This window comes from Planococcus sp. BI3 (genome assembly GCF_056680115.1).
In genome coordinates this window covers 1,695,223-1,718,049 of record NZ_CM155266.1, presented here as the reverse complement: position 1 = coordinate 1,718,049, position 22,827 = coordinate 1,695,223, and the positions used below count along the sequence as shown (strand labels likewise).

General features: G+C 43.3%; 23 protein-coding genes. 12 read left to right on the top strand and 11 right to left on the bottom strand.

Translation table 11 applies throughout. The features are described 5' to 3' along the window. Positions 1-60 precede the first annotated feature (60 nt). From AC1MEO_RS08680 to AC1MEO_RS08660, 5 genes are all read right to left on the bottom strand, one after another. Positions 61-1,206, bottom strand: a complete 1,146-nt coding sequence (locus AC1MEO_RS08680; RefSeq protein WP_480335646.1) for a CapA family protein — start codon at positions 1,204-1,206, stop codon at positions 61-63. Between the two features lie 411 nt (positions 1,207-1,617). Next, positions 1,618-2,070, bottom strand: a complete 453-nt coding sequence (locus AC1MEO_RS08675; protein WP_480335644.1) for a GtrA family protein — start codon at positions 2,068-2,070, stop codon at positions 1,618-1,620. Positions 2,071-2,107: 37 nt separating this feature from the next. After that, positions 2,108-3,247, bottom strand: a complete 1,140-nt coding sequence (locus AC1MEO_RS08670; protein WP_480335643.1) for a glycosyltransferase family 4 protein — start codon at positions 3,245-3,247, stop codon at positions 2,108-2,110. Positions 3,248-3,289: 42 nt separating this feature from the next. Further along, the gene (locus AC1MEO_RS08665; protein ID WP_480335641.1) at positions 3,290-4,438 is read right to left on the bottom strand and encodes an NAD-dependent epimerase/dehydratase family protein; all 1,149 of its coding nucleotides are present in this window, start codon (positions 4,436-4,438) and stop codon (positions 3,290-3,292) included. Between the two features lie 251 nt (positions 4,439-4,689). After that, entirely contained in the window at positions 4,690-5,427 is a 738-nt protein-coding gene (locus AC1MEO_RS08660) for a hypothetical protein (RefSeq protein ID WP_480335640.1), read from the bottom strand. A 183-nt stretch (positions 5,428-5,610) separates the two neighbouring features. Between AC1MEO_RS08660 and AC1MEO_RS08655 the strand changes: the two genes are divergently transcribed. From AC1MEO_RS08655 to AC1MEO_RS08600, 12 genes are all read left to right on the top strand, one after another. Further along, a complete protein-coding gene (locus tag AC1MEO_RS08655) occupies positions 5,611-7,644 on the top strand; it encodes a Na+/H+ antiporter (protein WP_480335639.1) in 2,034 nt (677 codons plus the stop codon). Between the two features lie 121 nt (positions 7,645-7,765). Beyond that, positions 7,766-8,245 (top strand): DinB family protein, encoded by a 480-nt coding sequence (locus AC1MEO_RS08650; RefSeq protein ID WP_480335638.1) that lies wholly within the window; start codon positions 7,766-7,768, stop codon positions 8,243-8,245. 256 nt (positions 8,246-8,501) lie between these two features. Continuing rightward, on the top strand, positions 8,502-9,503 hold the full coding sequence (locus AC1MEO_RS08645; RefSeq protein WP_480335636.1) for a LacI family DNA-binding transcriptional regulator: 1,002 nt from the start codon (positions 8,502-8,504) through the stop codon (positions 9,501-9,503). Positions 9,504-9,536: 33 nt separating this feature from the next. Beyond that, the gene (hxlA, locus tag AC1MEO_RS08640; RefSeq protein ID WP_480335634.1) at positions 9,537-10,187 is read left to right on the top strand and encodes a 3-hexulose-6-phosphate synthase; all 651 of its coding nucleotides are present in this window, start codon (positions 9,537-9,539) and stop codon (positions 10,185-10,187) included. Continuing rightward, the gene (hxlB, locus tag AC1MEO_RS08635; RefSeq protein WP_480335633.1) at positions 10,159-10,716 is read left to right on the top strand and encodes a 6-phospho-3-hexuloisomerase; all 558 of its coding nucleotides are present in this window, start codon (positions 10,159-10,161) and stop codon (positions 10,714-10,716) included. The genes hxlA and hxlB overlap by 29 nt, the downstream gene beginning before the upstream one ends. Positions 10,717-10,774: 58 nt before the next feature. Continuing rightward, the gene (locus AC1MEO_RS08630; protein WP_480335632.1) at positions 10,775-11,806 is read left to right on the top strand and encodes a TRAP transporter substrate-binding protein; all 1,032 of its coding nucleotides are present in this window, start codon (positions 10,775-10,777) and stop codon (positions 11,804-11,806) included. A gap of 69 nt (positions 11,807-11,875) precedes the next feature. Beyond that, a complete protein-coding gene (locus tag AC1MEO_RS08625; RefSeq protein WP_480335630.1) occupies positions 11,876-12,358 on the top strand; it encodes a TRAP transporter small permease in 483 nt (160 codons plus the stop codon). Continuing rightward, positions 12,355-13,647, top strand: coding sequence for a TRAP transporter large permease (locus AC1MEO_RS08620; RefSeq protein WP_480335629.1), 1,293 nt, complete (start codon positions 12,355-12,357; stop codon positions 13,645-13,647). Before AC1MEO_RS08625 ends, AC1MEO_RS08620 begins: the two co-directional genes overlap by 4 nt. Before the next feature lie 26 nt (positions 13,648-13,673). Continuing rightward, positions 13,674-13,961 carry a cupin domain-containing protein gene (locus AC1MEO_RS08615; RefSeq protein WP_480335628.1) on the top strand — a complete coding sequence of 96 codons (288 nt, stop codon included), beginning with the start codon at positions 13,674-13,676 and terminating at the stop codon, positions 13,959-13,961. Between the two features lie 81 nt (positions 13,962-14,042). Next, positions 14,043-15,458, top strand: a complete 1,416-nt coding sequence (gene gndA / locus AC1MEO_RS08610) for an NADP-dependent phosphogluconate dehydrogenase (RefSeq protein ID WP_480335627.1) — start codon at positions 14,043-14,045, stop codon at positions 15,456-15,458. A gap of 30 nt (positions 15,459-15,488) precedes the next feature. Beyond that, positions 15,489-16,184, top strand: coding sequence for a ribose-5-phosphate isomerase RpiA (rpiA, locus tag AC1MEO_RS08605; protein WP_480335625.1), 696 nt, complete (start codon positions 15,489-15,491; stop codon positions 16,182-16,184). Then, positions 16,177-17,142: a sugar kinase gene (locus tag AC1MEO_RS08600; protein ID WP_480335624.1), complete on the top strand. Its 966-nt coding sequence runs from the start codon at positions 16,177-16,179 to the stop codon at positions 17,140-17,142. The genes rpiA and AC1MEO_RS08600 overlap by 8 nt, the downstream gene beginning before the upstream one ends. A gap of 70 nt (positions 17,143-17,212) precedes the next feature. Here the strand turns inward: AC1MEO_RS08600 and AC1MEO_RS08595 are convergent, their stop codons facing one another. From AC1MEO_RS08595 to AC1MEO_RS08570, 6 genes are all read right to left on the bottom strand, one after another. Beyond that, positions 17,213-17,815: a polysaccharide deacetylase family protein gene (locus AC1MEO_RS08595; RefSeq protein ID WP_480335622.1), complete on the bottom strand. Its 603-nt coding sequence runs from the start codon at positions 17,813-17,815 to the stop codon at positions 17,213-17,215. A 60-nt stretch (positions 17,816-17,875) separates the two neighbouring features. Continuing rightward, on the bottom strand, positions 17,876-18,646 hold the full coding sequence (gene phnC / locus AC1MEO_RS08590; protein WP_480335620.1) for a phosphonate ABC transporter ATP-binding protein: 771 nt from the start codon (positions 18,644-18,646) through the stop codon (positions 17,876-17,878). A gap of 12 nt (positions 18,647-18,658) precedes the next feature. Continuing rightward, complete coding sequence (gene phnE, locus AC1MEO_RS08585) at positions 18,659-19,414, bottom strand: phosphonate ABC transporter, permease protein PhnE (RefSeq protein ID WP_480335619.1); 756 nt, start codon at positions 19,412-19,414, stop codon at positions 18,659-18,661. An 11-nt stretch (positions 19,415-19,425) separates the two neighbouring features. Beyond that, positions 19,426-20,328 (bottom strand): phosphate/phosphite/phosphonate ABC transporter substrate-binding protein, encoded by a 903-nt coding sequence (gene phnD / locus AC1MEO_RS08580; protein WP_480335618.1) that lies wholly within the window; start codon positions 20,326-20,328, stop codon positions 19,426-19,428. A 122-nt stretch (positions 20,329-20,450) separates the two neighbouring features. Beyond that, positions 20,451-21,500: a selenide, water dikinase SelD gene (gene selD / locus AC1MEO_RS08575; RefSeq protein WP_480335616.1), complete on the bottom strand. Its 1,050-nt coding sequence runs from the start codon at positions 21,498-21,500 to the stop codon at positions 20,451-20,453. Between the two features lie 55 nt (positions 21,501-21,555). Continuing rightward, positions 21,556-22,551, bottom strand: a complete 996-nt coding sequence (locus tag AC1MEO_RS08570; RefSeq protein WP_480335614.1) for a glycosyltransferase — start codon at positions 22,549-22,551, stop codon at positions 21,556-21,558. Positions 22,552-22,827 lie beyond the last annotated feature (276 nt).

Here is a 22,827-nt window from a genome sequence, read left to right as displayed (position 1 = left end):
ACCCCACCTTTTTGATGATAATATCACTTACCCGAATCGGGATAGACTTTAAACCTTCATTTATTCGATAAATTGAAGGTCTTCAATCCATAGGGATAGATGGGATTTGGTGGCAGCATTTAAGCTGGAATCGACGTTTTCCAGCAGATCCAACTCATAGTCTTTGGAATTGGAACTTTTAACGAAGGTAGTCGTAAATGCTGGATTCTGCAAGGTGATGGTACTGGAATCTGCAGTCACCGTTTTTTCGATGTCCAGATGGAGGATTGCCCCAATTAGCCGATCCAACTCATCTTGGCCCGACAGGAAGTTTCCAAGCGAATAAACCACAAAAGCTTTGCGTCCATCTCTAGTGTCGATCCATTCAGGCGGCTGCAGCACATGAGGGTGATGCCCCAAAATAATATCCGCACCATTCTCAGCAGAAAAATGTGCCAGTTCAATCTGCTCGGCATTCGGCATTTTTTGATATTCCACTCCAAAATGAAGACTTAAGACAACTACGTCAGACACGTCTTTTGCGCGTTTCAAGTCCTCTTGGATGAGTGAAGGATCGATGCGGTTTACCAGGTATTCTTTTCCGGCTGGCGACGGAATCCCATTTGTTCCATAGGTATAGGACAGGAAGGAAAAGGTGATGCCATTGCGTGTCATCAACGCAATTTGTGCCCGGTCATCGGCGGACAAATGGGAACCTGTATGGACCATTCCAATCTGGTCCCAATAGCTGATGGCATTTTCAATGGCGGGAATTCCCCGGTCCAGCGTATGGTTGTTTGCCAAGGTAACAACATCGACACCTGAATCCTTCAAAGCGTCGCCTACTTCATAGGGGCTGTTGAAGGCTGGATACGTAGAGAGGCCGATTGCGCTGCCGCCAATAATGCTTTCAGAATTTGCAACAGTAATATCCGCACTGTTCAAAAAAGGAGTGACTTTTTCGAACATAGGATTAAAATCAAAATCATCCTCAGTTTTGGCATCCAGGTAAACACGTTCATGGATCAGGATATCTCCGATGGCGGACAGTGAAGCGGAGCGGGTCGTGCTTAATTCTGCAGGTGCAACAGCAACGGGAAGATTCCTGGTTTCAAAAGCTAGCGGTTGTTGTTCATCGGCAAGTGTGGCAGGATTGGCGGCACATCCGGCAAGTAAAAAAACGGTGAGAGCCAATGACGAAAGAATGGATTTTTTGCAGGAATTCACTGTTTTCACTCCTTATATTTAGTAAAGCCACAGACATCGCATAATCCAACTAGTTGACTCCTTTTTAAACCGCTTTAACGGAAATTAACAAGAGAAAAAAAGTTTTTTCAAAAGAATTGTTGTGTTTGATTTGTTGATGGTTCATACCTTTAATTATAGATTACTATGAATATGCAATTTTAACTAGAGTATTCAAACTAAAGTACTATTCTTAGAAGGGGGATTTTGAAGATATTGTTGCAAGAGTTTTTTTCTGCAGAGAAAATCTAAGCTTTCTCAGTAATTTCCGCTTTTTAGAAGTTAGGAAAAGTAATAGTTTAAAAGTACTGGCTGAAAATGAATGGAGTCTTTATTCGACATAAAAACCCCGCTCATCCTTACGATTTTGATGAGTGGGGTTTATTGAGTGGCTTATGGCTGATTTCGGCGTGTACGGTCTTTAAAGACAAAATATTTGATCATAAAGAAACTGGCTGAAAACGAAGCGAACATCGCGAGTCCTTTTGCTAAGTTATGGCGAATCCAGGAAGGCATGCCGATGGATTGAAACAATAGATTGAAAGCCAGGAAAACGCCATTATTAATAAGCAGGCTGAACAAACCCTGCATGAAAAATCCGAAACGCTGATTAGCGCTGCCTTTAGCCGTGTGCCGAAAAGTGATCGTTGAATTCCAAATATAGCTATTGCTCACTGCCAGACAATAGGCAATGGTATTGAAAAATGTTAAAGTGCCAGCCTGATCGGTCGGATGCATCAGCAGAAGCAAGTTGAGCGAGCCAATATCGACTGCTGCATTGGAAATGCCGATTACGGCAAATTGAAGGGTTTGGACAGGAGTCCGGGATTTCCTGCCGTTCTGCATGACAATCCCACCTGTTCTCCGGGAATTCCGGCCATTCTTATTCAGCAGCCTGTAAAGGTTCGGCTGTCTTATTCTTGGCTATCTCGCTGTACAAATCCCGAACTTGTTCTGCAGCTGCAGCCCAGCCCAATTCGGCGACGTCAAGGGTTGCCTGCTGTGCCAGTTGTTGGCGAAAGCTGGCGTCTTCCAGCTGCAGGATGGTGTTCTTGAAACTTTCAGGAGCTTGTGAATCATAAAGCAGACCGTTTCTGCGATCTGTAACCTGTTCTTTCGTCGGACCACTTTCCGCTGCAACTACCGGCAATCCCGAAGCCATCGCTTCCAGAATGACCAAGCCCAGGGTTTCGGTGGTAGAAGGAAAGACAAATGCATCTGCTGAAGCAAAAGCCGAGGCCAATTCATCTCCGTGAATAAACCCGGTAAATACGGTGCCGGTATTCATAAAAAACTTTTCAAGTTCTTTGCGATGAGGGCCGTCTCCAACAATCGCCAGACAAAATTGGTCTGAAGCTGTTAAGGCATCCCGAATTTTTTCAATTTCTTTTTCTGCAGCCAAGCGTCCAACGTAAAGAAGAAGGATTTTATTCTTATGCACTCCAGATAGTCGGGACCGCATGTCCACTGTAGCGCGTTGTGGGTGGAATTGCAGCGTATCAACGCCGCGCCGCCACACCTGCATCCGCTCAAATCCCTTTTCTGTCAGCTCCTGCAAAACTGTATGGGACGTACATAAATTCAAGTCAGCTTGATTGTGCAGCTTTTTTATATACCACCACACGAGACGGTCGAACTTCCCGAATTTGTAATAGGCCATATATTGCGGGATGTTGGTATGATAGGAGGCCATTAAAGGAATTTCGAGCTTTTTGGCGTAAGCAACGCCTGAATAGCCGATAGCCACTGGGTTGACGACATGAACTATATCGGGATTAAAGTCGGCCATGTATTTTTTGACCAGACGGTTTGGAAGAGCAAACTTTCTGGAGCGGTAAAATGGAAAGGTATAGGCCGGAACTCCTTTGACGATAGCTCCGTCAAATTCCTCCACCCCCAGGCCAGGTGCGATAATTTGAACTTCGTGGCCATCCTTGTGAAGCCAACGAATGCAGGCAGTCAATCGAGTCACAACGCCATCAGTAGAAGGCAAAAAAGTCTCAGTGACGATCATGATCTTCATAGAAAAGCTCCCTCCCGTAAATTTCGGTTCAGCCACCGCAGCTTATTTCCACGTCACGGTTGGCAGGACGTTTTCTTTGATGACACGATCTTTATACATAATGACTGTTTTTAAAATTTCACGTATGACATCGTCTGTCAGTAGATGCGGCTTCAGTCCCAGTTCCAGCAAATTCGTGTTGACTGCTTCAAAGAAATGTTCTTCTTTTTCCACCCGTGGATTTTCCAGGTGGGCAATTTCAACAGGCAATCCCTCTTTTTCTGCTACTTTTTGGACCATCTGTGCCAACTCCAGTACAGAAAACTCTTCGGTAAACTGGTTGAATACGCGGAACTCACCTGAATCGGCTGGATTTTCAGCCGCAATTTCAATGCAGCGCACTGTATCCTCAATATTCAGGAAGGTGCGTGTCTGGCCACCTTTTCCATACACAGTTAACTCATGGCCGATTGCGGACTGGATAATAAATCGGTTTAATGCGGTTCCAAATACAGAATCATAATCCAGGCGGTTTGCCAGGAGCGGATCCAGCTCGGTTTCTTTCGTTGAAAGTCCATAGACTATGCCCTGGTTCAAATCAGTCGCCCGAATGCCCCAAACCCTGCAGGCGAACATGATATTATGGCTGTCATGAACTTTGGAAAGATGGTAATAGGAGCCGGGTTGCTTAGGGAATGGCAGCCGGTCTTTACGGCCTTTGTGTTCAATATCCAAATAGCCTTCTTCAATCGGAATATTAGGTGTGCCATATTCGCCCATGGTCCCAAGTTTAATCAAATGGCAATCAGGAACAATATCCTTTATGCCGTATAACACGTTTAGCGTGCCGACTACATTATTGACCTGTGTATAGACCGCGTGCTCACGGTCAATCATCGAGTACGGAGCAGATCGCTGCTCCGCAAAATGGACGAACGCCTCGGGTTGTTCTTTTTCCAGAACCCTTTTCAGGAAATCAAAATCCTGCAGGTCGCCCTCATATGTACGTATTTCCTTGCCGGTCAGTTCCTTCCACTTGGCTACGCGCTCTTCGAGAGTGGCGATTGGTGTGATGGAATTTGAGCGTAGTTCCTCGTCAATATGCCTTCTGACCATGCTGTCGATGATGGAAACATCATGTCCTTTTTGAGATAAGTGCAAGGCAGTAGGCCAACCGCAAAATCCATCTCCGCCTGCTACAATAATTTTCATAAAAAATCCCCCCATTCCAGCAATTTGTCTCACGGCAACTGTTTCTCTACTAATCCGGATGATACTTTTTTAAATATCGGTTAATTTGGAATATTCCATATATATTTTGTACCACTTTAACCTGAAAAGTAAACCTGGAGCTGATGGAGCTGGGATTTATCCTGCCACAATACTGCTCAAAAAAGAATGCGGGAGTTTTAGAAGAAAAAGAAAAAACCATGTGGTCGCTCTTTTGCAGAAAGGGATATTCTTTACAGAATAAGCTGCAGCAGTACGGTGATGAAAATAAGTCCTGCAACAAAAGAAGGGTAACTGCTGTTCTTTTCCACCGGCAGTTCATCATTTAAGATATTCAGAATGATGCCGCCTGTTAGGAAAGCGGAGAAGAAAGCGATGTTCAGCTCTGTAGTTTCAGTGAAATTATAGAGCAGCCAGCCGACAAGGACGGCAGCGGCTAGTATCCAGCGGCCGATATTTGTATATAGATCCTCGTGGGTCAAGTGCAGAACACGGTTATTGGCAATGAAATGAAAAGAAAAGACGATAAAGTAGATGAAGTAATCGGCAAGATTTTCACCGCTCAAGTCAATCAACAAATAGCCAATCAGCATGTTGTATAAAGAGAACGAAACGATTTCAAGTGCAAATACCGGTTTGCTTGGGCGCGTCAGGTCTTTTTCCTTTTCATTCTTTTCTTGGGATTTATCATTCAGTTGACTGATGCCATAAAAAAACGCAATGCCAGCCAGCGTTGCCAAATAGGTGACATAGTCAAGGCTCTCCAGCCAAGCAGGCAATTGAGCTTCTTCCGCAACTTCCTGGTAATGCGTCAATTCTGGAACCAGGTGCAGGAAGACATAAGCGATCGAGCCACCAGAAACAAATGACATCAGCCTATTTTTAGGCTTCCGGTCCAAAAATTTGATGTAATTCGTAAAGATATGGATAATCATGAATCCGATGATGAATGCCAGGCTGAGATAGAACATGGCGGCACCTCCCAGTATGAGTTAGAAAGAGTATACCCGAATCTCTTTAATGAACCTCTTTTTATACAGGAAAAACAGCAGGGAAATAAATCGGGAAAAAAGGGGAGTCAACCGGGTGTTTTGGGTATACATAAATTATTCACATGGAGACGGCTCATGCCTCGCACAGATTGGAGAACCCTTATGGACTTATTGCTTACCATTTTTCTTTTATTGATCTGTCTATTGATTTCGAATGTTGTAAGCCATTATATCCCGTTTATCCCGACGGCTTTGATCCAAATCGCACTCGGCATTGTCTTGGTTTTGCTTTATGAGGACATCTCTTTCGATATTGAAACCGAATGGTTCCTTTTGCTGTTCATTGCGCCGCTGTTATTCAATGACGGCAGCCATTTCCCGCGGGAAGAGCTGTGGCGGATGAAAGGCCCAATCCTGGGCAATGCCATCATTTTGGTGCTGCTGACGACTGTTGTGGGAGGCTACTTTATCCATTGGCTGATAGATGAAATCCCTCTTGCCGCAGCATTTGCCTTAGCTGCCATCCTGTCTCCGACAGATCCGGTCGCGGTCAACGGCATCGCGCAGCGAATCCGGATTCCGCAGAAGGTATTGAGTCTGGTCAGGGGAGAATCACTGATAAATGACGCATCAGGTCTGGTAGCGTTCAATTATGCAGTAGCCGCTGTAGTTACCGGTTATTTTTCACTGTCAGAAGCAGTCTTGGATTTTTCGTATAAATTTGTGGCGGGTGGGCTGCTGGGGCTGACTTTGGGCTTAATGATCATTGGCATTCGTCTGGTTCTGCGAAAGCAGGGAATCAATGATGTAACATTCCACACCTTGTTGCAGATCATGACGCCGTTTTTGATTTTCATCGTCACAGAAGACATTCTCCATGCTTCCGGAGTCATTGCTGTAGTGGTTGCCGGAATCGTCCATGCATTGGTGCGGGAGCAGACCGAAACCTTAATTGCCGAAGAGCAGGTCGTAACTGAAAATATCTGGACAATCATCCTCTTCATCCTGAACGGTATCGTTTTTCTGTTGCTGGGCCTCAATATCCCGACTTCGATGAGTGGCGTTCTGGAAAATCCCAACACCAGCCTGTGGCTGATCTTTTCCTATGTGGCGGCTATTGGCATAATGATTCTCGGAATCCGTTTTGTTTGGGCTTATCTGTTTTCTGTGTATGAATTCCGTTTCGGCAAAATGGAAGAAGCGGCCAAGCCGAGCTTGAAATTGACTTTATACGTCAGTTTGACGGGCGTTCGCGGAACGGTAACGATGGTCGGGGTATTGTCGCTGCCATTTCTTATGGACAATGGAGAAGCTTTCCCGAACCGTTCGCTTATTCTCTTTTTGGCCGCCGGAACGATTCTCTTCACTTTGATTGTGGCAACGATTTTCCTGCCGATGCTCAGCAAAGGACAAATGGCAGATGGCGAAGATACTTTGAAGATGGATCTGGAGGAAGCAAGACGACGAATTCTGCTTGCCTCGATCAAAAAAATAAAATCTGAAATCACCGAAGAAAATGAAGCAGCGGCCTATGAATTGATGGAGGAATACAACTTGCGTTTCCAGCAAATTCAACCGGAAGAAGATACTGCAACGCAAGCAAACAAAAAGTACCAACGCAAGATGCGGGAGGTCCGCTTGAAGGCGCTAAAGCTTGAGCGCAGGTATATTCAAAAACTGTACCGCAAAAAGGAAATGAAGCAAGACATATACGAGGCATTCGAGAAGTCACTGGACCGACGGGAAGAAGTGCTGGCCAATAATACGCGTTCCACCATGCTGTATCTGCAAGGGAAATTGATTCGGGCGTGGAGACGTTTCAGAGGTCAAAACCTGAAAGAGGAAGAAACACGGCTGATTGAATTTCAGGAAGGCCGTGAAATCCAATTGGAGGCATTGCAGGCAGCTTTGACGGGTATTGAAGAATACGCAAAAAAATACGAACCGAAAGCGATTGTGGAAGCGGTCGTCTCAGATTACAAGCAGATGATCAGCCGATTGAAAAAGCCGGAAGCCCTGTACGATGAAAAATATGAATTACAAAAAGAGGAACTGCGTGTCATTGTCATGGATATGGGACGATCCGAAATCTACAAAATGTATGTGGCCGGAGATATTACAAGAGAGCAGTCGAAAGAACTGAGACGCTATATCCATTATATTGAAAGCGTCACTTTGCATGAGACCAGTGAGTAAAGAGAAGGTACCAAAACTCTATTTCCAGAACTAGAAGAAAACAAGAAATAGAGAAGGAAAGAAAAGGGTTTTAATGAATTTTGTTGAATCAATCAATTAATAAAGTGGGGAGGAATTGATGATGATCAATCGGTATTTACAGAACGGGCTGCAAGGCAAGTATGCCCACTATCAAACAGATCTATTGTTTAATGGCTTGAGCTGGGAAATGGCTGGAGAAAAACCGGAAGGCAGTCCACATTCGGTGTGGGAACTCCTGTTTCATATGAATTACTGGCAGGAATTCATTTTGGCGGAGCTTCGTGAAGAGACGCCGGAAAGCCCAAAGGATTTGTCAGAGTCTTGGCCAGGCTCCCCGTTTCCTTCAAATGAACAGCAGTACACGGAGACAGTAACTCAGTTTTTGAAAGGCCTGGGGCAAGCAACCCAGCAGGCATCAAAAGATTCCTTGGAAGAAGGGATCGGCGGCAGAAAAAGAACGCCGGCGGATTTGCTGATGGTGCTCATCAACCATAATAGCTATCACGGGGGGCAGGTTGTATATGCACGGCGCCTGATTAGTGCTTGGCCACCACCTGATGGGGATGAAGTCGACGAGTAAGGTTCAGGAAAACTAAAAAAACAGCACCGGTTTTTCCGGTGCTGTTTTTTTAGTTTTCAGGAGCTCCGATTTTCAAAGTTTTCAATATTTCTTTTGTGTGTGTTAATTATTTATAAAAGCTATAGGAAAAGAGTTTAGAAAAAATCAGAATATTTTATAAAAAACTATTGTAAAGCGCTTACATATTCCTTATACTAAATTAAATCGGTTTAGTAAACCGGTATACCTATTTATTGAGAGTTTGGAGAAGGTTCAGATGAAGTCAATTACAATGGCAACAGTAGCTCAACATGCAAAGGTTTCTAAAAGTACTGTTTCTCATTTTTTAAATGGACGGTATAGCCATATGAGTGAGGAAACGAAAAAAAGAATAGAAAATTCGATAAAAGAATTGGATTATCGTCCGAATATTTTGGCGAGAAGTCTAAAGCGCAAAACCACAACGACAATTGGAGTCATCGTAGCAAATAGCCTGCATACTTTTTCAGCGCAGGTAATTAGGTCAATTGAGGATCTTTGCAATGAAACAGATTTTCATTTAATTGTCTGCAATGCGGATAATGATTCCAGTAAGGAAAGAAAATACATCGATATGCTGCGTGCCAAGCAAGTTGATGGCATGATCATTGTGCCTACTGGAGACAATGAGGAAATCTATAATGACATGGTCAACAGCAAATATCCGGTAATTTTTGTGGATCGGTCATTACCGAATGTCTCTATTCCTTCAGTAATGGTAAATAATGAGATGGCGTCTAAGCTCGCAGTTCAACATTTTATCGACAGAGGATATCGTGAAATCAGCATCATTACGAATGAAATTGACGCAATTACACCGCGAATAGAGAGAATCGTCGGGTATAAAAAGACATTGGAAAGCAATGGGATAAAAATAGAAGAAGCTTATATTAAAGCATTGGACATTAAACAGGTTCAAGAAGGATTAAAAGAATTGTTGGCGCTGGAAAATCCGCCGCAAGCCATTTTAGCTGGAAATGACTTAACGCTGATTGAAATATTGAAATACTTGAAAAGCCAAGGTCTGCGAATTCCAAAAGACATGGCAGTTATCGGTATTGATGATGTTTCATTCGCTTCTTTTTTTGAACCTGCATTAACTATTGTGGAACAGCCTGCATTTGAAATTGGCAAAAGGGCTACAGAGCTTTTAATGGAAAAAATACAGAAAGTTGATAAAGTTGACCAGCCTAAAATTCAACTTTTCGAACCTAGACTAGTGATTAGAAATTCCTGTTGATTCAAAGTTTTCACTATAAGAAGGAGTGAGTAGATGAATTTTCAGTTAGCTCTGGATCGTATGACGAGAGAAGAATGCTTTGCCATTCTGGAAGAAACAGCTCCCTACATCGATTGGATTGAAGTAGGTACAGGAGTCATTAAGCAGTATGGTGTGGCGATAATTCGAGACATTAAAGAAGCCTATCCGAATAAACTGTTGGTTGCAGATATGAAAACCTGTGATGCTGGAAAACACGAAGCCGTCCAGGCTTTTGAGGCAGGAGCGGATATTACGACGGTCATGGCCTTTTCAGCTGATAAGACAATTACAGACGCTTTGAAGGCAGCTGAAGATTTTAATAGACGTATAATGGTCGATTTACTGGGTGTTACTGATTCAGCTCGTATTCAAGAGCTGCGAAAGATAGGGGTCAGCCTTGTCTGTCTGCATCATGGAAAAGACATGCAGCTTGAGGGGGAAATGACTGGTGATTTGCTGTCGTTAACAGAAAAAATAAACGGTCTGGAAGTAACTATCGCTGGTGGTATAAATAAAGAGATGCTGCCTGCATTGATGGATAAAAAATTGACTGCATTAATTATTGGAAGCGCCATCACGAAAGCTGGAAATCCAGGGCAAATAGCTAAAGAGATGAAGGAGGTGGTGGAGCAGTATGAAAACGATCATAAAAAAAGTGGCTGAAGAAATTTCAACGGTATTATCCAATGTTAGAGAAGAAGAAGCCAACCAATTATCGACCCATTTAAAATCGGCAAAACGAGTTTTTGTTTATGGAGAAGGACGTTCGGGATTAATGGGTAAAGCCTTTGCAATGCGTTTAATGCATGGAGGATTTCATGTTTTTGTAATTGGAGAGACCATTACTCCGAGTATCGAAGAAGGGGATTTACTGGTGGCAATTTCGGGTTCAGGATCGACAGACGCAATCCTTCAATTTGCTTCAAAAGCTAAAAAGTCAGGGGCGAAAGTTTTCCTGGTGACGACTAATAAAGAATCGGAAATCGCTTCGATTTGTGATGGGATTTTGAATATCCCTGCTGCTACTAAACACAGAAGGCCACAAGAGTCTGAAACAATCCAACCGCTTGGAAATCAATTTGACCAATCTGTTCATCTTGTATTGGATGCTATTATAATCGGCACATTAGCAGGCGATGAAGCAAAAGATGTATATGAAGAAATGACTAGGCGACATACCAACTTTGAATGAATTTTATTTGAAGATATTAACCAGAAGTTCAGAAATTCAATACGAGGAGGAAAAGGAAATGAATAAAAAAATGAAAAAGTTTTTAGTTTTGCCATTGGTGTTATCTGCGGCATTAGCCGGATGTGGAAGTGAAGAATCAACAGATGGTGGCACTGGAGCTCCAGAGAAAATCAAGCTGATAGCAGCGCATAATCAAACTTCTCCGGATAATCCTTATCAAGTCGGGTTATTGAAGTTCAAAGAAGTCGTGGAAAGTGAATCCGATGGAAATATTGAAGTGGAAGTGCATGCAGGGACAATTGGCACAGAAGAGTCCGAATTAGTGGAAAAACTTAAGTTGGGGGCGGCGGACGTAGTCCTGGTATCTCCAGGTTTCATGACTCAAACTGGAATTCAGGAAGTAGATCTGTTTGCTCTTCCGTATTTATTTGACAGCTATGATCATTGGGAACAGGTGGTTGATGGTGAAGTGGGAGAAGAGATGGCCACAATTGTTAATGAAAAATCGAATAATGATTTTAAAATTGTGGGATATTGGTCTGCCGGGGTAAGACATTTTTATGGTAAGAAAGCTCTTGAATCCATGGACGACTTAAGTGGAATGACAATCAGAACCCAGACTTCGGGCGTAGTATCCGATTATTGGAAACAAGCAGGAGCAGTTCCCACTTCTGTTGCTTGGGGAGAATTATACCAGGCTCTACAGCAAAACGTAGTAGATTCATCTGAAAACTCTTATCCATATTTCGTTCAGCAAAACCACCACAAAACAGATAACGGGAAATATGTGACAGAAACAGCACATGACTACACGACAAGATTTTTACTGGTCAACGGAAATGAATTCGATTCTTATTCACCTGAACAGCAAGATATTATTACAAAAGCAGCTGAAGAGTCTGTTCAAGCAGAAAGAGAAGCATTACTTGCACAAGAGGAAGAGTACAAAGAAATTGCCATCACTGATGGTGCTGAAATCGGAGAGATTGACACAGCTCCGTTTGCTGAATTAGCACTGCCGTTGCAGGAGCAAGCAGCCACAGATATGGGTGCAGAAGAGTTGTATCAGAAGATTATGGAATTGAAATAATTCAACGATGTTAAAAGGGAGAAGCAGTTTGCCTATTCTCCCTTTTAATTTTTGAGAAAGGATGGGAACATGATAAAAATTTTGGAGAAGGCGCAAATGACTCTGGGGGTAATTACCTTATCGATATTTTTCATTGCTATCATCATTCAGATCGTTTCTAGACATATGGGTGTTGCCATCATTTGGACAGAGGAAGTGGCGAATTATTCCTTTATTTGGTCCATCTTTATGGGGGCTGCCGTCATGGTCAACCAGCGGGAACATTTTAGCTTCGATTTTTTGACGATTAAATTGAAAGGCAGAAAAAAGACAGTTTTAGTATTGATCATCGATACGATTGTATTGCTTTTTGCACTGGCAATTTTGTATTACGGAATTGAAGCAGCGCAAACTTTTTGGAATTATAATTGGGTTGCCATTCCAGAAATGAAAATGGGCTATGTTTGGATTTCCTTGCCGATTATGGGATTCACTATGGCAATTTATACTTTGGGTCACTTATTCAACGGCTTTAAAGACCTCAAAAAACTCAAAAGGGGGGCTGGCGTATGATTGGCATTTTACTTGTTCTGATCTTTCTGGTCCTCATGTTTATTGGTGTGCCAATTGCCTTTGTTATCGGCATTGTCTCTTTTATCGGTGTATTCAGTATTGAAACACTTCCTGAAGTAACGGTACCAATAAGAATGTTGAATGGAATCGATTCTTTTGTGCTGTTGGCTGTACCATTATTTATCTTGGCTGCAAATTTGATGAATCACGGAAAAATTTCACAGAAGTTGATTGATTTATCGCTTTCTGTAGTAGGACACATAAGAGGCGGTTTGGCTCATTCGAATATTCTGGTCTCTATGATCTTTGCAGGTGTTTCTGGTGCAGCTCAAGCCGATACTGCAGGGGTCGGAAAAATACTTATTCCAAATATGAAAAAACAGGGATATGACACGGAAACTGCAGTTGCAGTGACTGCGGCATCTTCCACAATCGGTGTCATAATTCCGCCTAGTATACCCATGATTATTTTCGCTGGCTTAACAAATGCTTCTATTGGCGCATTGTTCCTAGGCGGCATTGTTCCGGGGATTTTAATAGGTCTTGGGATGATGATTTTCATATACATGATGGCCTTGAAAAAAGGATATCCACGATCAAAACGAGCATCTATGGGAACTTTCGTGAAGTTGGTTTTTGAAACATTACCAGCCTTATTAACGCCGGTAATCATCATCGGTGGGATAATTACAGGTTTTTTTACTGCGACAGAAGCTGCAGCAGTTGCGTCTCTTTATACGCTCGTCATTAGCATGTTTTATTATAAGACTTTAAAAGTTTCTGATTTACCAGGAATTTTAAAAGACACTTTAGCATTGAGTTCATTATCGTTGTTCGCTTTGGCAGCAGCAAGTGCACTGGGAGAATTAATGAGCTATTATCAGCTGTCTGTCTTAGCCCAGCAATTCTTTGTAGATAATGTTGGAACGAAATGGTTATTCATATTGATTATCATTGCGTTTTTCTTGTTTATCGGTACCTTCATGGATGCTATTCCAGCGATGATTTTGTTTGTCCCTATCATTTTACCGACAGCAACTTTATTTGAAATGGATCCAGTCCACTTAGGACTGATTGTCGTTATGACTTTAGCAATTGGGCTAATTACTCCCCCATATGGCTTATGTTTGTTATTAGCAGCAAAAATAGGCGGCTTGAGTATAGAAAAATCATTAGTGGCGGTATTGCCATATATCTTAATAGTTTTAGTGGTATTGCTGTTTGTAGCTTTCTTCCCGGATGTTGCGTTCTTTATACCAAAAATGATTAATCCAGGTTTGTTCTTGTAAATATTCAATAGAGAAAGGGCGATTTTATGGTTTCAAGAGAAATATTATCGAGTACAGGCTCGCTTATGCTTGTAAGAGTTAATCTTGCCAAGGGGTTCAACGGAGATGTCGATCAGCATCCTCAAGAACAAATCAGTTATATCGAGAAAGGCGCAGTAGAATTCGAAGTTGACGGCAATAAAAGAATTCTGCAACAAGGAGATACTCAATATATTCCTTCAAACGTAAAGCACCAAGTAAGGGTGATCGAAGAGTGCATTATCCTAGATGTTTTTACTCCTCTGCGTCAGGATATTTTGGATCAAGAGAAATAAGGTTGAAAAGGGAGAGAGTATATTCTCTCCTTTTTTGCATTTTGCACTTTTATACTAACTATGGAGGAGATGGGTGGCGAAATGAAGCAACAGCAAATAGGAATCATCGGTCTGGGAGTGATGGGGAGCAACTTGGCTTTAAACATAGAAAGCAGAGGATTTTCAGTATCTCTATATAATCGTTCCTTGGAAAAAACGGAACATTTTTTAACGAAGCAAGGATCAGGAAAAAAATTTACTGCATTTAAGGGGTTGCAGGAATTTGTTGCGTCATTGGAATGTCCTCGCAAAGTTCTGTTGATTGTCAAAGCTGGTGTTCCTACAGATGAAGTTATTGTATCACTTCTCTCTTTTCTGGAAAAAGACGATATTATCATAGATGGCGGCAACTCACATTTTAAAGATACCTATAGACGGAACGCTCAATTAAAAGAAAGTGGCATTCACTTGATGGACATCAGTTTTTCAGGAGGAGAGAAAGGCGCGCTGGAAGGTCCCGCCATCCTGCCAGGAGGAGCGAAAGAAGCTTATGAACAAGTAAAACCAATTTTGACTGCTATTTCGGCCAAAATAGAAGGACATTCCTGTTTTACTTATTTAGGTCCAAGCGGCACAGGACATTACGTGAAAATGGTTCACAATGGTATCGAGTATAGTGATATGCAATTAATTTCAGAAGCTTATTTTATTTTGAAACATGCAGTCGGTTTAGAGGTAAATGAAATTCAGGAAGTATTTCATGAATGGAACAAAGGGGAGTTAAACGGCTATTTAATCGAAATTACAGCTGACATTTTTGCGAAATTGGATCCTGATAGCGGTAAGGCGCTAATTGATATGGTTCTGGACACGGCAACACAAAAAGGGACAGGAAAATGGGCAAGCCAAAATGCCCTTGATTTAGGAGTGCCATTATCGATTATTACCGAATCTGTTTTTGCACGGGTGATGTCATCTTTAAAGGACGAGCGGGTCCATGCAAGCCAGTTAATTAAGGGACCGCAAAAAATAGTGATAGATAAAAGCAGAGATGAATTGGTTGAAGCTGTGCGGCGAGCACTGTATATGAGTAAAATATGCGCTTATACCCAAGGATTTGCACAATTGGCAGCAGCTTCTGAAGAATATGGATGGAACTTACCATACGGCAACATCGCAATGACTTTTAAAGGGGGATGCATCATCCGCGCACAGTTTCTGGATAATATCAATTCTGCTTACGAACGGAATCCTGGACTAACAAATCTATTACTGGATCCGTATTTTAAAAAAGTAGTAGAAAACTATCAAATAGCGTTGCGTCAGACTTTATCTATAGCAATTCAACAAGGCATTCCAGTACCCGCGCTATCCAGTTCACTTGCTTATTTTGACAGCTATCGAACAGCTAATTTACCAGCCAATTTATTGCAGGCACAAAGAGATTACTTTGGGGCTCATACGTATAAGCGAATAGATAAAGAAGGTTCTTTCCATACGGACTGGTCAGCTGACTGAGCTGAAAAATTGATGATAGGAGTGGAAAGTATGACAGAAAAAATAGATGCAAAGAAAAGAGCAGTTGGCGAAAAAGCAGTTGAATATATAAAGGATGGAATGGTCTTGGGTCTCGGATCCGGCTCAACAGTCTATTGGATGTTAAAAAAATTAGGGGAATATGTAAATGAGGGTTTAGAGATCACAGGGGTACCATCGTCTCTGCGAACAGAAGGGTGGGCCAAAGAATTTGGCATTCCACTAACAACTCTTTCGGAAGCGCGCCGATTGGATTTAGCCATCGACGGTGCGGATGAAGTAGACCCGTCCTTTAACTTGATTAAAGGAGGAGGGGGTTCATTGCTCCGGGAAAAGTTAGTCAACGACGCAGCAAATCAGGTGCTTATCGTAGTGGATGACAGTAAGTTGGTCAATCAGCTTGGCGCATTTCCATTGCCAGTCGAAATCGTTCCATTTGGGTGGGAAAATACCGCTGAGAAAATTTCGAAACTGCATTGCCGACCCAACCTAAGAAAAATTGATGGAGAAATTTTCATTACGAATAATGGAAATTACATTTTAGATTGTGAATTCAATAAAATAATTGATTCTGTTATGTTGCATCAATCCTTAAAAATGATACTGGGAGTCGTGGAGACCGGGTTATTCATCCAGATGGCGGATGTTATTCTGGTAAGTGGGAAAAACGGAGTTAGAATCTTGAAGAAGGAGGACCATCATGAATGAAATAGATGTTTTTACTTTAGGAGAAACAATGGTCGTATTTCAGTCGGACCAACTGCAATCCCTTGAATATGTGCAGCAATTCCCTAAAAGGATAGGCGGCGCTGAAACCAATGTAGCGATTGGCTTAAGTCGTTTGGGACATAAAGTAGGCTGGTTCAGCAAACTGGGCGAAGATTCGTTTGGGCAATATGTATACAAATCTGTCAGAGGCGAAGGGGTTGACACATCTTCTTGCATTTTTTCTGATGAGGCAGAGACTGGCGTCCTTTTTAAAGAGCAATTATCGCCAGAAGATATGAATGTCTATTATTATCGGAAAGGTTCAGCAGCCAGTCTTATGAAGCCTGAAGAATTAAATGAGAAGTACATCGCTCAAGCAAAAATTCTTCATATCACAGGCATCACTCCGGCTTTAAGTGAGTCATGTTATAGAACGGTTTTGAAGGTCATTAATATCGCAAAAGAAAATAATATGACCATTATCTTTGATCCGAACCTGCGTCTTAAATTATGGTCCTCAGAAAAAGCGAAAAAAGTATTGAATGAAATTGCATCTTTGGCAGACGTCATCCTTCCAGGGTTGGATGAAGGGCAATTTATGACAGGGAAAATGACATTAGAAGATGTTGCAGAATCATTGATGGGTGGTAAAGACAAAGTCATTATCATAAAAATTGGTAGTAAGGGTGCTTATTTGCATACGAGAAAAGAAAAAGTCATTATTGAAGGGTTTCCGATTCCTCAAATAATCGATCCGGTTGGAGCAGGTGATGGGTTTGCAGCAGGAATCATTGACGGCATTCTTAATAAGGAACCTTTAAAACAAACAGTCAAACGCGCCAATGCTATAGGAGCCATGGTGATGAAAGTAAAAGGAGATTTCGAAGGTTTGCCAAATTCACGGGCAATTGAACAGTTTATTAACCAGGTCGATAGAGTACGAGACATTAAGCGTTGAAAAAAATCATAGAAACTCTTTTACAGCAAGAAACTAAAAAATCAGCACCGGAAAAACCGGTGCTGATTTTTTATTGTTCAGTAGTCAGCAAAGAAAAACTGTATCCCTGTTCCTTGATGGCTAGAATCAATCTAGGGAGGATGGCCACCGTCTGCTCTACTTCATGCAGCAGGATGATGGCGCCGTCCTCGAGGTTTTCTGTAACGTACCGAATGATTTGGCTGGGGTCTTCTTTCAGTTCCCAGTCCATTGAAGCGACACGCCACATGACGGTCGTTAAGCCCAGTGCCTGGACTGCCTTTAATGTGTTGCTGTTGAAGCGCCCATAAGGAGGGCGGAAATAGCCGACCGGTGTGCCGGTTGTTTTTTCGATATGTGCAGCACTGTTGCGGATATCCTGATACTGCTCCTCGTAGGACAGCTGAACCAGATTCCGGTGTTTCATGGAATGTGTTCCGATGATATGGCCTTCATCAAGCACGCGCTGCCATGGCCTCGCCGGATACAGAAGGCGGGATTGCCAAAAGAACATGGCTTTTACATCTTCCTGTTTCAAGATATCCAGAATTTGCGGCAGCACTTTGCTTGGGCCATCATCAAAGCTGAGGACTACGGATTTTTTGCCGTGCAGCCGGTTGGAAGTAACGATTTGCGGGTGAGTAGAGTCGTACACGACCCTGGATTGATCGACTGCTCATGGACTTTTAATCATACAGATCATCTCCTTTCGCTGTTAAATTCCAGCGTCAAAAAATGCAGGTTGCGGATTGGCTGTATAGGTTTCACGGTATTCATCATTCGTGAAGTCTTCTGGCGGGCCATCAAAAATAAGCTTTCCATCTTTCAAGGCCAGAATGCGGGTGGCATACCGTTTTGCCAACTCAATGTCATGGACATTGATGATGGTCAACAGGTCCAAACGTTCATGCATTTCTGTCAGCAAGCTAAAGATGTGGTTCGAAGTGCCGGGATCGAGGCTTGCGACCGGTTCATCGCCCAGCAGGACTTTCGGCTGTTGGGCAAGCGCGCGGGCAATGCCGACACGCTGCTTTTGGCCGCCGCTCAGCTGTTCCACTTTCCGGTAAGCCATTTCCGACAGGCCGACATCCGCAATGACGCGTTTGGCCAACGCCAACTCATCAGCAGTGAACCAGCCGATCAGGTTTTTAAAAGAAGAACGGTAACCAAACATGCCCGTCAGGACATTCTGCATGACGCTCAAACGAGGAACCAGGCTGAAATGCTGAAAGATCATACCGGTTTCCCGGCGCACTTTGCGCAGCTTTTCTTCATTATGGCCAGAGATGTCCTTGCCGTCAAAATAAATTTCTCCGCTGGTCGGTTTTTGCAACCCGTTCAGACAGCGGATAAAAGTCGATTTCCCCGCACCGCTTTTTCCGAGCACACAAACAAAATCGCCTTTTTCAAGAGATAGGCTGATATCAGTCAGTGCTTCCACTTTGGTATCCGAATAATGTACAGACAGATTTTTCACTTGTATCATATAGCCACTCCTTTAAATGACGCGATTTCGAATAGTGCTGGCCAAAAAGTCGATGGCGATAACCATGATCATAATAATCAAGACATCCAGCGAAACGGAAGAGTATTGAAAAGTTTTAAAGTCATTGAACAGGCGTTGGCCGATTCCGCCGCCGCCGATAAAGCCCAGGATAAGCGAAGTGCGGATGGCTACTTCAAAACGATAGAAAAACTGGGAGAGGACGTTCGGCCAGATTTGTGGAAGGATGCTGAACAGGTTAGCCAGCCATTTTTTCGCGCCAACAGCACGCATCGCTTCCTGGGGGCCAGGGTCAGCTGCTTCAATCAATTCTGAGACCAGTTTTCCAAAGACGCCGACATTATGGAACATGATCGCGATGACTGCTGGAAAAGGTCCGAGGCCGAGCGTCGTCAATAGGATCAAACCAAAGACGATTTCAGGGATCGAACGGACAAAACTAAGTGCCACACGGGTAAAGTGGAAGAGAGATTTGGAAGGCGCCGTATTGCGTGCCGCAATGAAGCTGATCGGCAAAGCGATCAATAAGCCGAAGACACTGCCCAAAAAGGCCATCGCCAAAGTCTCGAGTGTATCTTCCACCATACCTGGAAGTTTAGAAAAGTCCATTGGCCACCACTGGGACAGGAAGTCAATCATATTGCGGAAGTCCTTGAACTTGGAAAGATCAAATTCCGTTATCCGCATGCTGAAAAAGATCAGCACAAGGATGATTATCACGGTAATGAAATTACTTTTTTTAAACCACAAGCTGATCAACTCTATTCTTCAATGATTCCTTGCTTTATAGCGGCTTGCTTGATGCTTTCATAATCTGCATTGTCAGCTTCTGTAAAGCCGGTAGCGCCAAATGCATCAAGGATTTCAGGATCTTCTATCGCCAAAAAGGCTTCACGCAGTTTTGCGACAGTGTCATCGTCTGTGCTTTCAAGCACAGCCCATGGATACTGGAATAATGGTTCAGATTCCCAAACGATTTTCAATTGCTCGCCATCAATTTTGCCTGATTCCAATAGTTGATTGTAGATGGCGCTATCGATGGCACCCGCGTCCACTTGTTTGTTCTGGACAGCAAGTGCTGTCGCGTCATGCGATCCGGTAAAGCGGACAGTTTCAAACTGATTTTCCTGTTCGGATTCATAGACGCCGCGATCCTGTAATTCAATCGACGGAATCAATGAACCGGAAGTGGAATTCGGGTCTCCAAAAGCGAACTGGACTTCCCCTGGATTTTCCAATAGTTCATCTAAAGAAGTAGCGGGATTGTCTTTGTGCGTGATGATATGGGCATTGTAGAATGGTTCGCCATCAACCAGTTGCGTGATGATTGCCTTGGCATTGCTGTTCGCTTCAGCGATGACATAAGTTAACGGGCCAAGGTAAGCCATATCGATCTGGTCATAATTCATTGATTCCACGACACCATTGTAATCGGGGTAAACTTCAATTTCCACTTCGCGATCCAATTCTTCGCTTAGGATGGTTTGCAGCTTGTCCATTGCCGTTTGCATTTCGCCTTCTGTCTGGGCAGGAATTACACCGATTGTGAAGGGTTCTTCGTTTTCAGCAGCTGTTGAACTTTCATTTTCAGATGAATCATTTCCGCAAGCGGATAGGAATAAGGCCAACAAAAGCATAGAGCCAGTTAAATGCCATTTTTTCAATACAAGCACCTCTTTATATTTTTGGTATGCAGCTGACAATAAAACAAGGACTCCAACAGAGTCCTTGTCCAAAGCTTAGCTATTGCTGCTTTTAAGCTTCTCATTGTTTGAACAGCAATCTCTTATCTTACGTGAATACGTCCAGCATTTTCACTTGTCACATTCCCGATGATGGCGGATTGGACATTGTGGTCCTGCAGTTCACGCTGCATTGCATCAGCTTCCGCTTCTGGAACAGAAATCAGCAGGCCGCCTGACGTGACTGCATCGCATAGAATCAATTGATCAATTTCACTGATGTTGTCAGCAAAATCGATGTCATTCGCGAGCCATTGGCGATTTTTGTATGTGCCGCCTGGGATGACGTTTTTTTCTGCAAGTTCTTTCGCGCGGGAAAGAACAGGGACATCTTGATTGATTACTGTGACGCCGACGTTTCCGCCTTTGGCGATTTCCATCGTATGGCCAAGCAAACCAAATCCGGTAACATCCGTACAGGCGTTGACGGTGTAATTTTCCATCACTTCTGCTGCGGTTTTATTCAACGTGGCCATGACAGTCATGACTTCGTCCAAATCTTCTTTTTCCAGGATGCCTTGCTTGATGGCGGTGGTTAAAATACCCACGCCGATCGGCTTGGTCAAAATGAGGCGATCACCTGGTTTTGCACCTGCATTGGAGCGGATGCGGTCTGGGTGGATGGTGCCTGTAACAGAAAGTCCGAATTTAGGTTCCTGATCGTCAATCGAGTGTCCGCCTACTAAAGTGGCACCCGACTCTTTGACCTTATCGGAAGCGCCAGCCAGAATGTCGGCTAAGATGCTTTTATCCAGTGTATTGATCGGGAAAGCAACGATATTCATGACCGTCAGTGGCTTGCCGCCCATAGCATACACATCGCTTAAGGCATTAGCAGCCCCAATTTGGCCGAACATATAGGCATCGTCGACAATTGGAGTAAAGAAATCCAGTGTCTGGACCAATGCGGTTTCATCATTAATTTTATAAACTCCTGCATCGTCAGCTGTTTCCAGGCCGACCAGCAAGTTGGGATCATCTACATTTTTCGGTAAGTGACGCAGAACCTGCGCCAGGTCCTCAGGACCAATTTTGCAGCCTCAACCACCTTTTGTAGATAAAGAAGTGAGTCGTACGCTTTCTTTTTCAACCATGTAAATCTCTCCTTTTTCACCTTCGATTACTGTTTTCCATCATCGAAAAGCTGATCTATTTTAAAATCTGTCGATAAACCTTCAGCAAAGTTTCAGCTTCGCGTTCACTGGAATGATATTGCTTCACATAAGCTTCAGCGAACTGGCCGATGCTTTGCCTTATTTTGTTATTATTCATGAGCTCTTCCCCATAATCAAGGAATTCGTTTCGGGTTTTGTATAAAAACCCTGTTTCCCTATCGGAAATGATGCCGCTGTTCCCTGGAATGTCTGAAGCAAGCACTGGCAGAGCATAGCCCATTGCCTCTAATATGGTTGCCGGCTGGCCTTCCGACAGCGAGGTATTCAAAACAACATCCGTCTCCCGGTAAACGGAACCCATGTCTTCATGCGGTACTTGGCCCAGGTAACGGATCCACTCTTTGTGGCGGTCGACAAGTTCCAGGACAACAGTGCCTTCCTCTTCTTCAAGGATGGGGCCGACGAGCCATAGCCGAAGCTTTGGATAATCCGCATGCAGCTCCTGCAGCATTGAAATTGCTGCAGGGATATTTTTTACTTTACGGATACCGGCAGGCAAGAAAAACAAGAAGCTGTCCGGTTCTTTTGTAAAAGGTGAAACTCCCGGTGGAGAGGGGTAGTTTCCTTGAGGCATGACGAAGATTTTTTCGGCCAGTCCGGGAAGTTCCTTCAGCAGCAGCCCCCTGGCTTTTTCGTCAAACACATGAATGGCTTCTGCTCCATTCAAGGAAGCCAAGACGTCGGCCCGTTTGTCGGGATTAAAAAGATCCTGGTTAAGATCGGTCCCTGTGATGGTCACAATATAATGGGCAGGCTTATGATCCAGCTTTTGAAGAAACTTATAGAAATTATAGGCATGGAATCCATGAACGATATCAGCAGCTGGAAATGAACGGATGGCCTTCTCGTCTGTTGTCGAGATGATTTCCGTCTCGACGCCCAGTTTTTCAAGATTGTCTGATATGCGTTGAACCGTTATGGTATTTCCGCGAAGTTGCGGGTAATTCGGTGAAGCTAACACAATTTTCATCTTCTTCATCCTTTGATCCAACGTTTTGAAGTCCTGAACACTTGGGCTCTCTTAAATTATCCTAAAACAAAGTAAGTTTGTCACTTAAGTCGTCTTTCGTTCCATAAAAAAAAGATTGCCATTATGGCAACCTTTTTAGCCTCGTGTTTTCGTGTTTCTTATTGTATAGCTTCGGCGCCCAGATTCGACAGGCGCTTACGCTTTTCTATTGTCCAGCTTCGGCACCCAGTCCCTCGAGTCGCTTCAGCCTTGCCAGCAATGGCAGAGAACGCCATT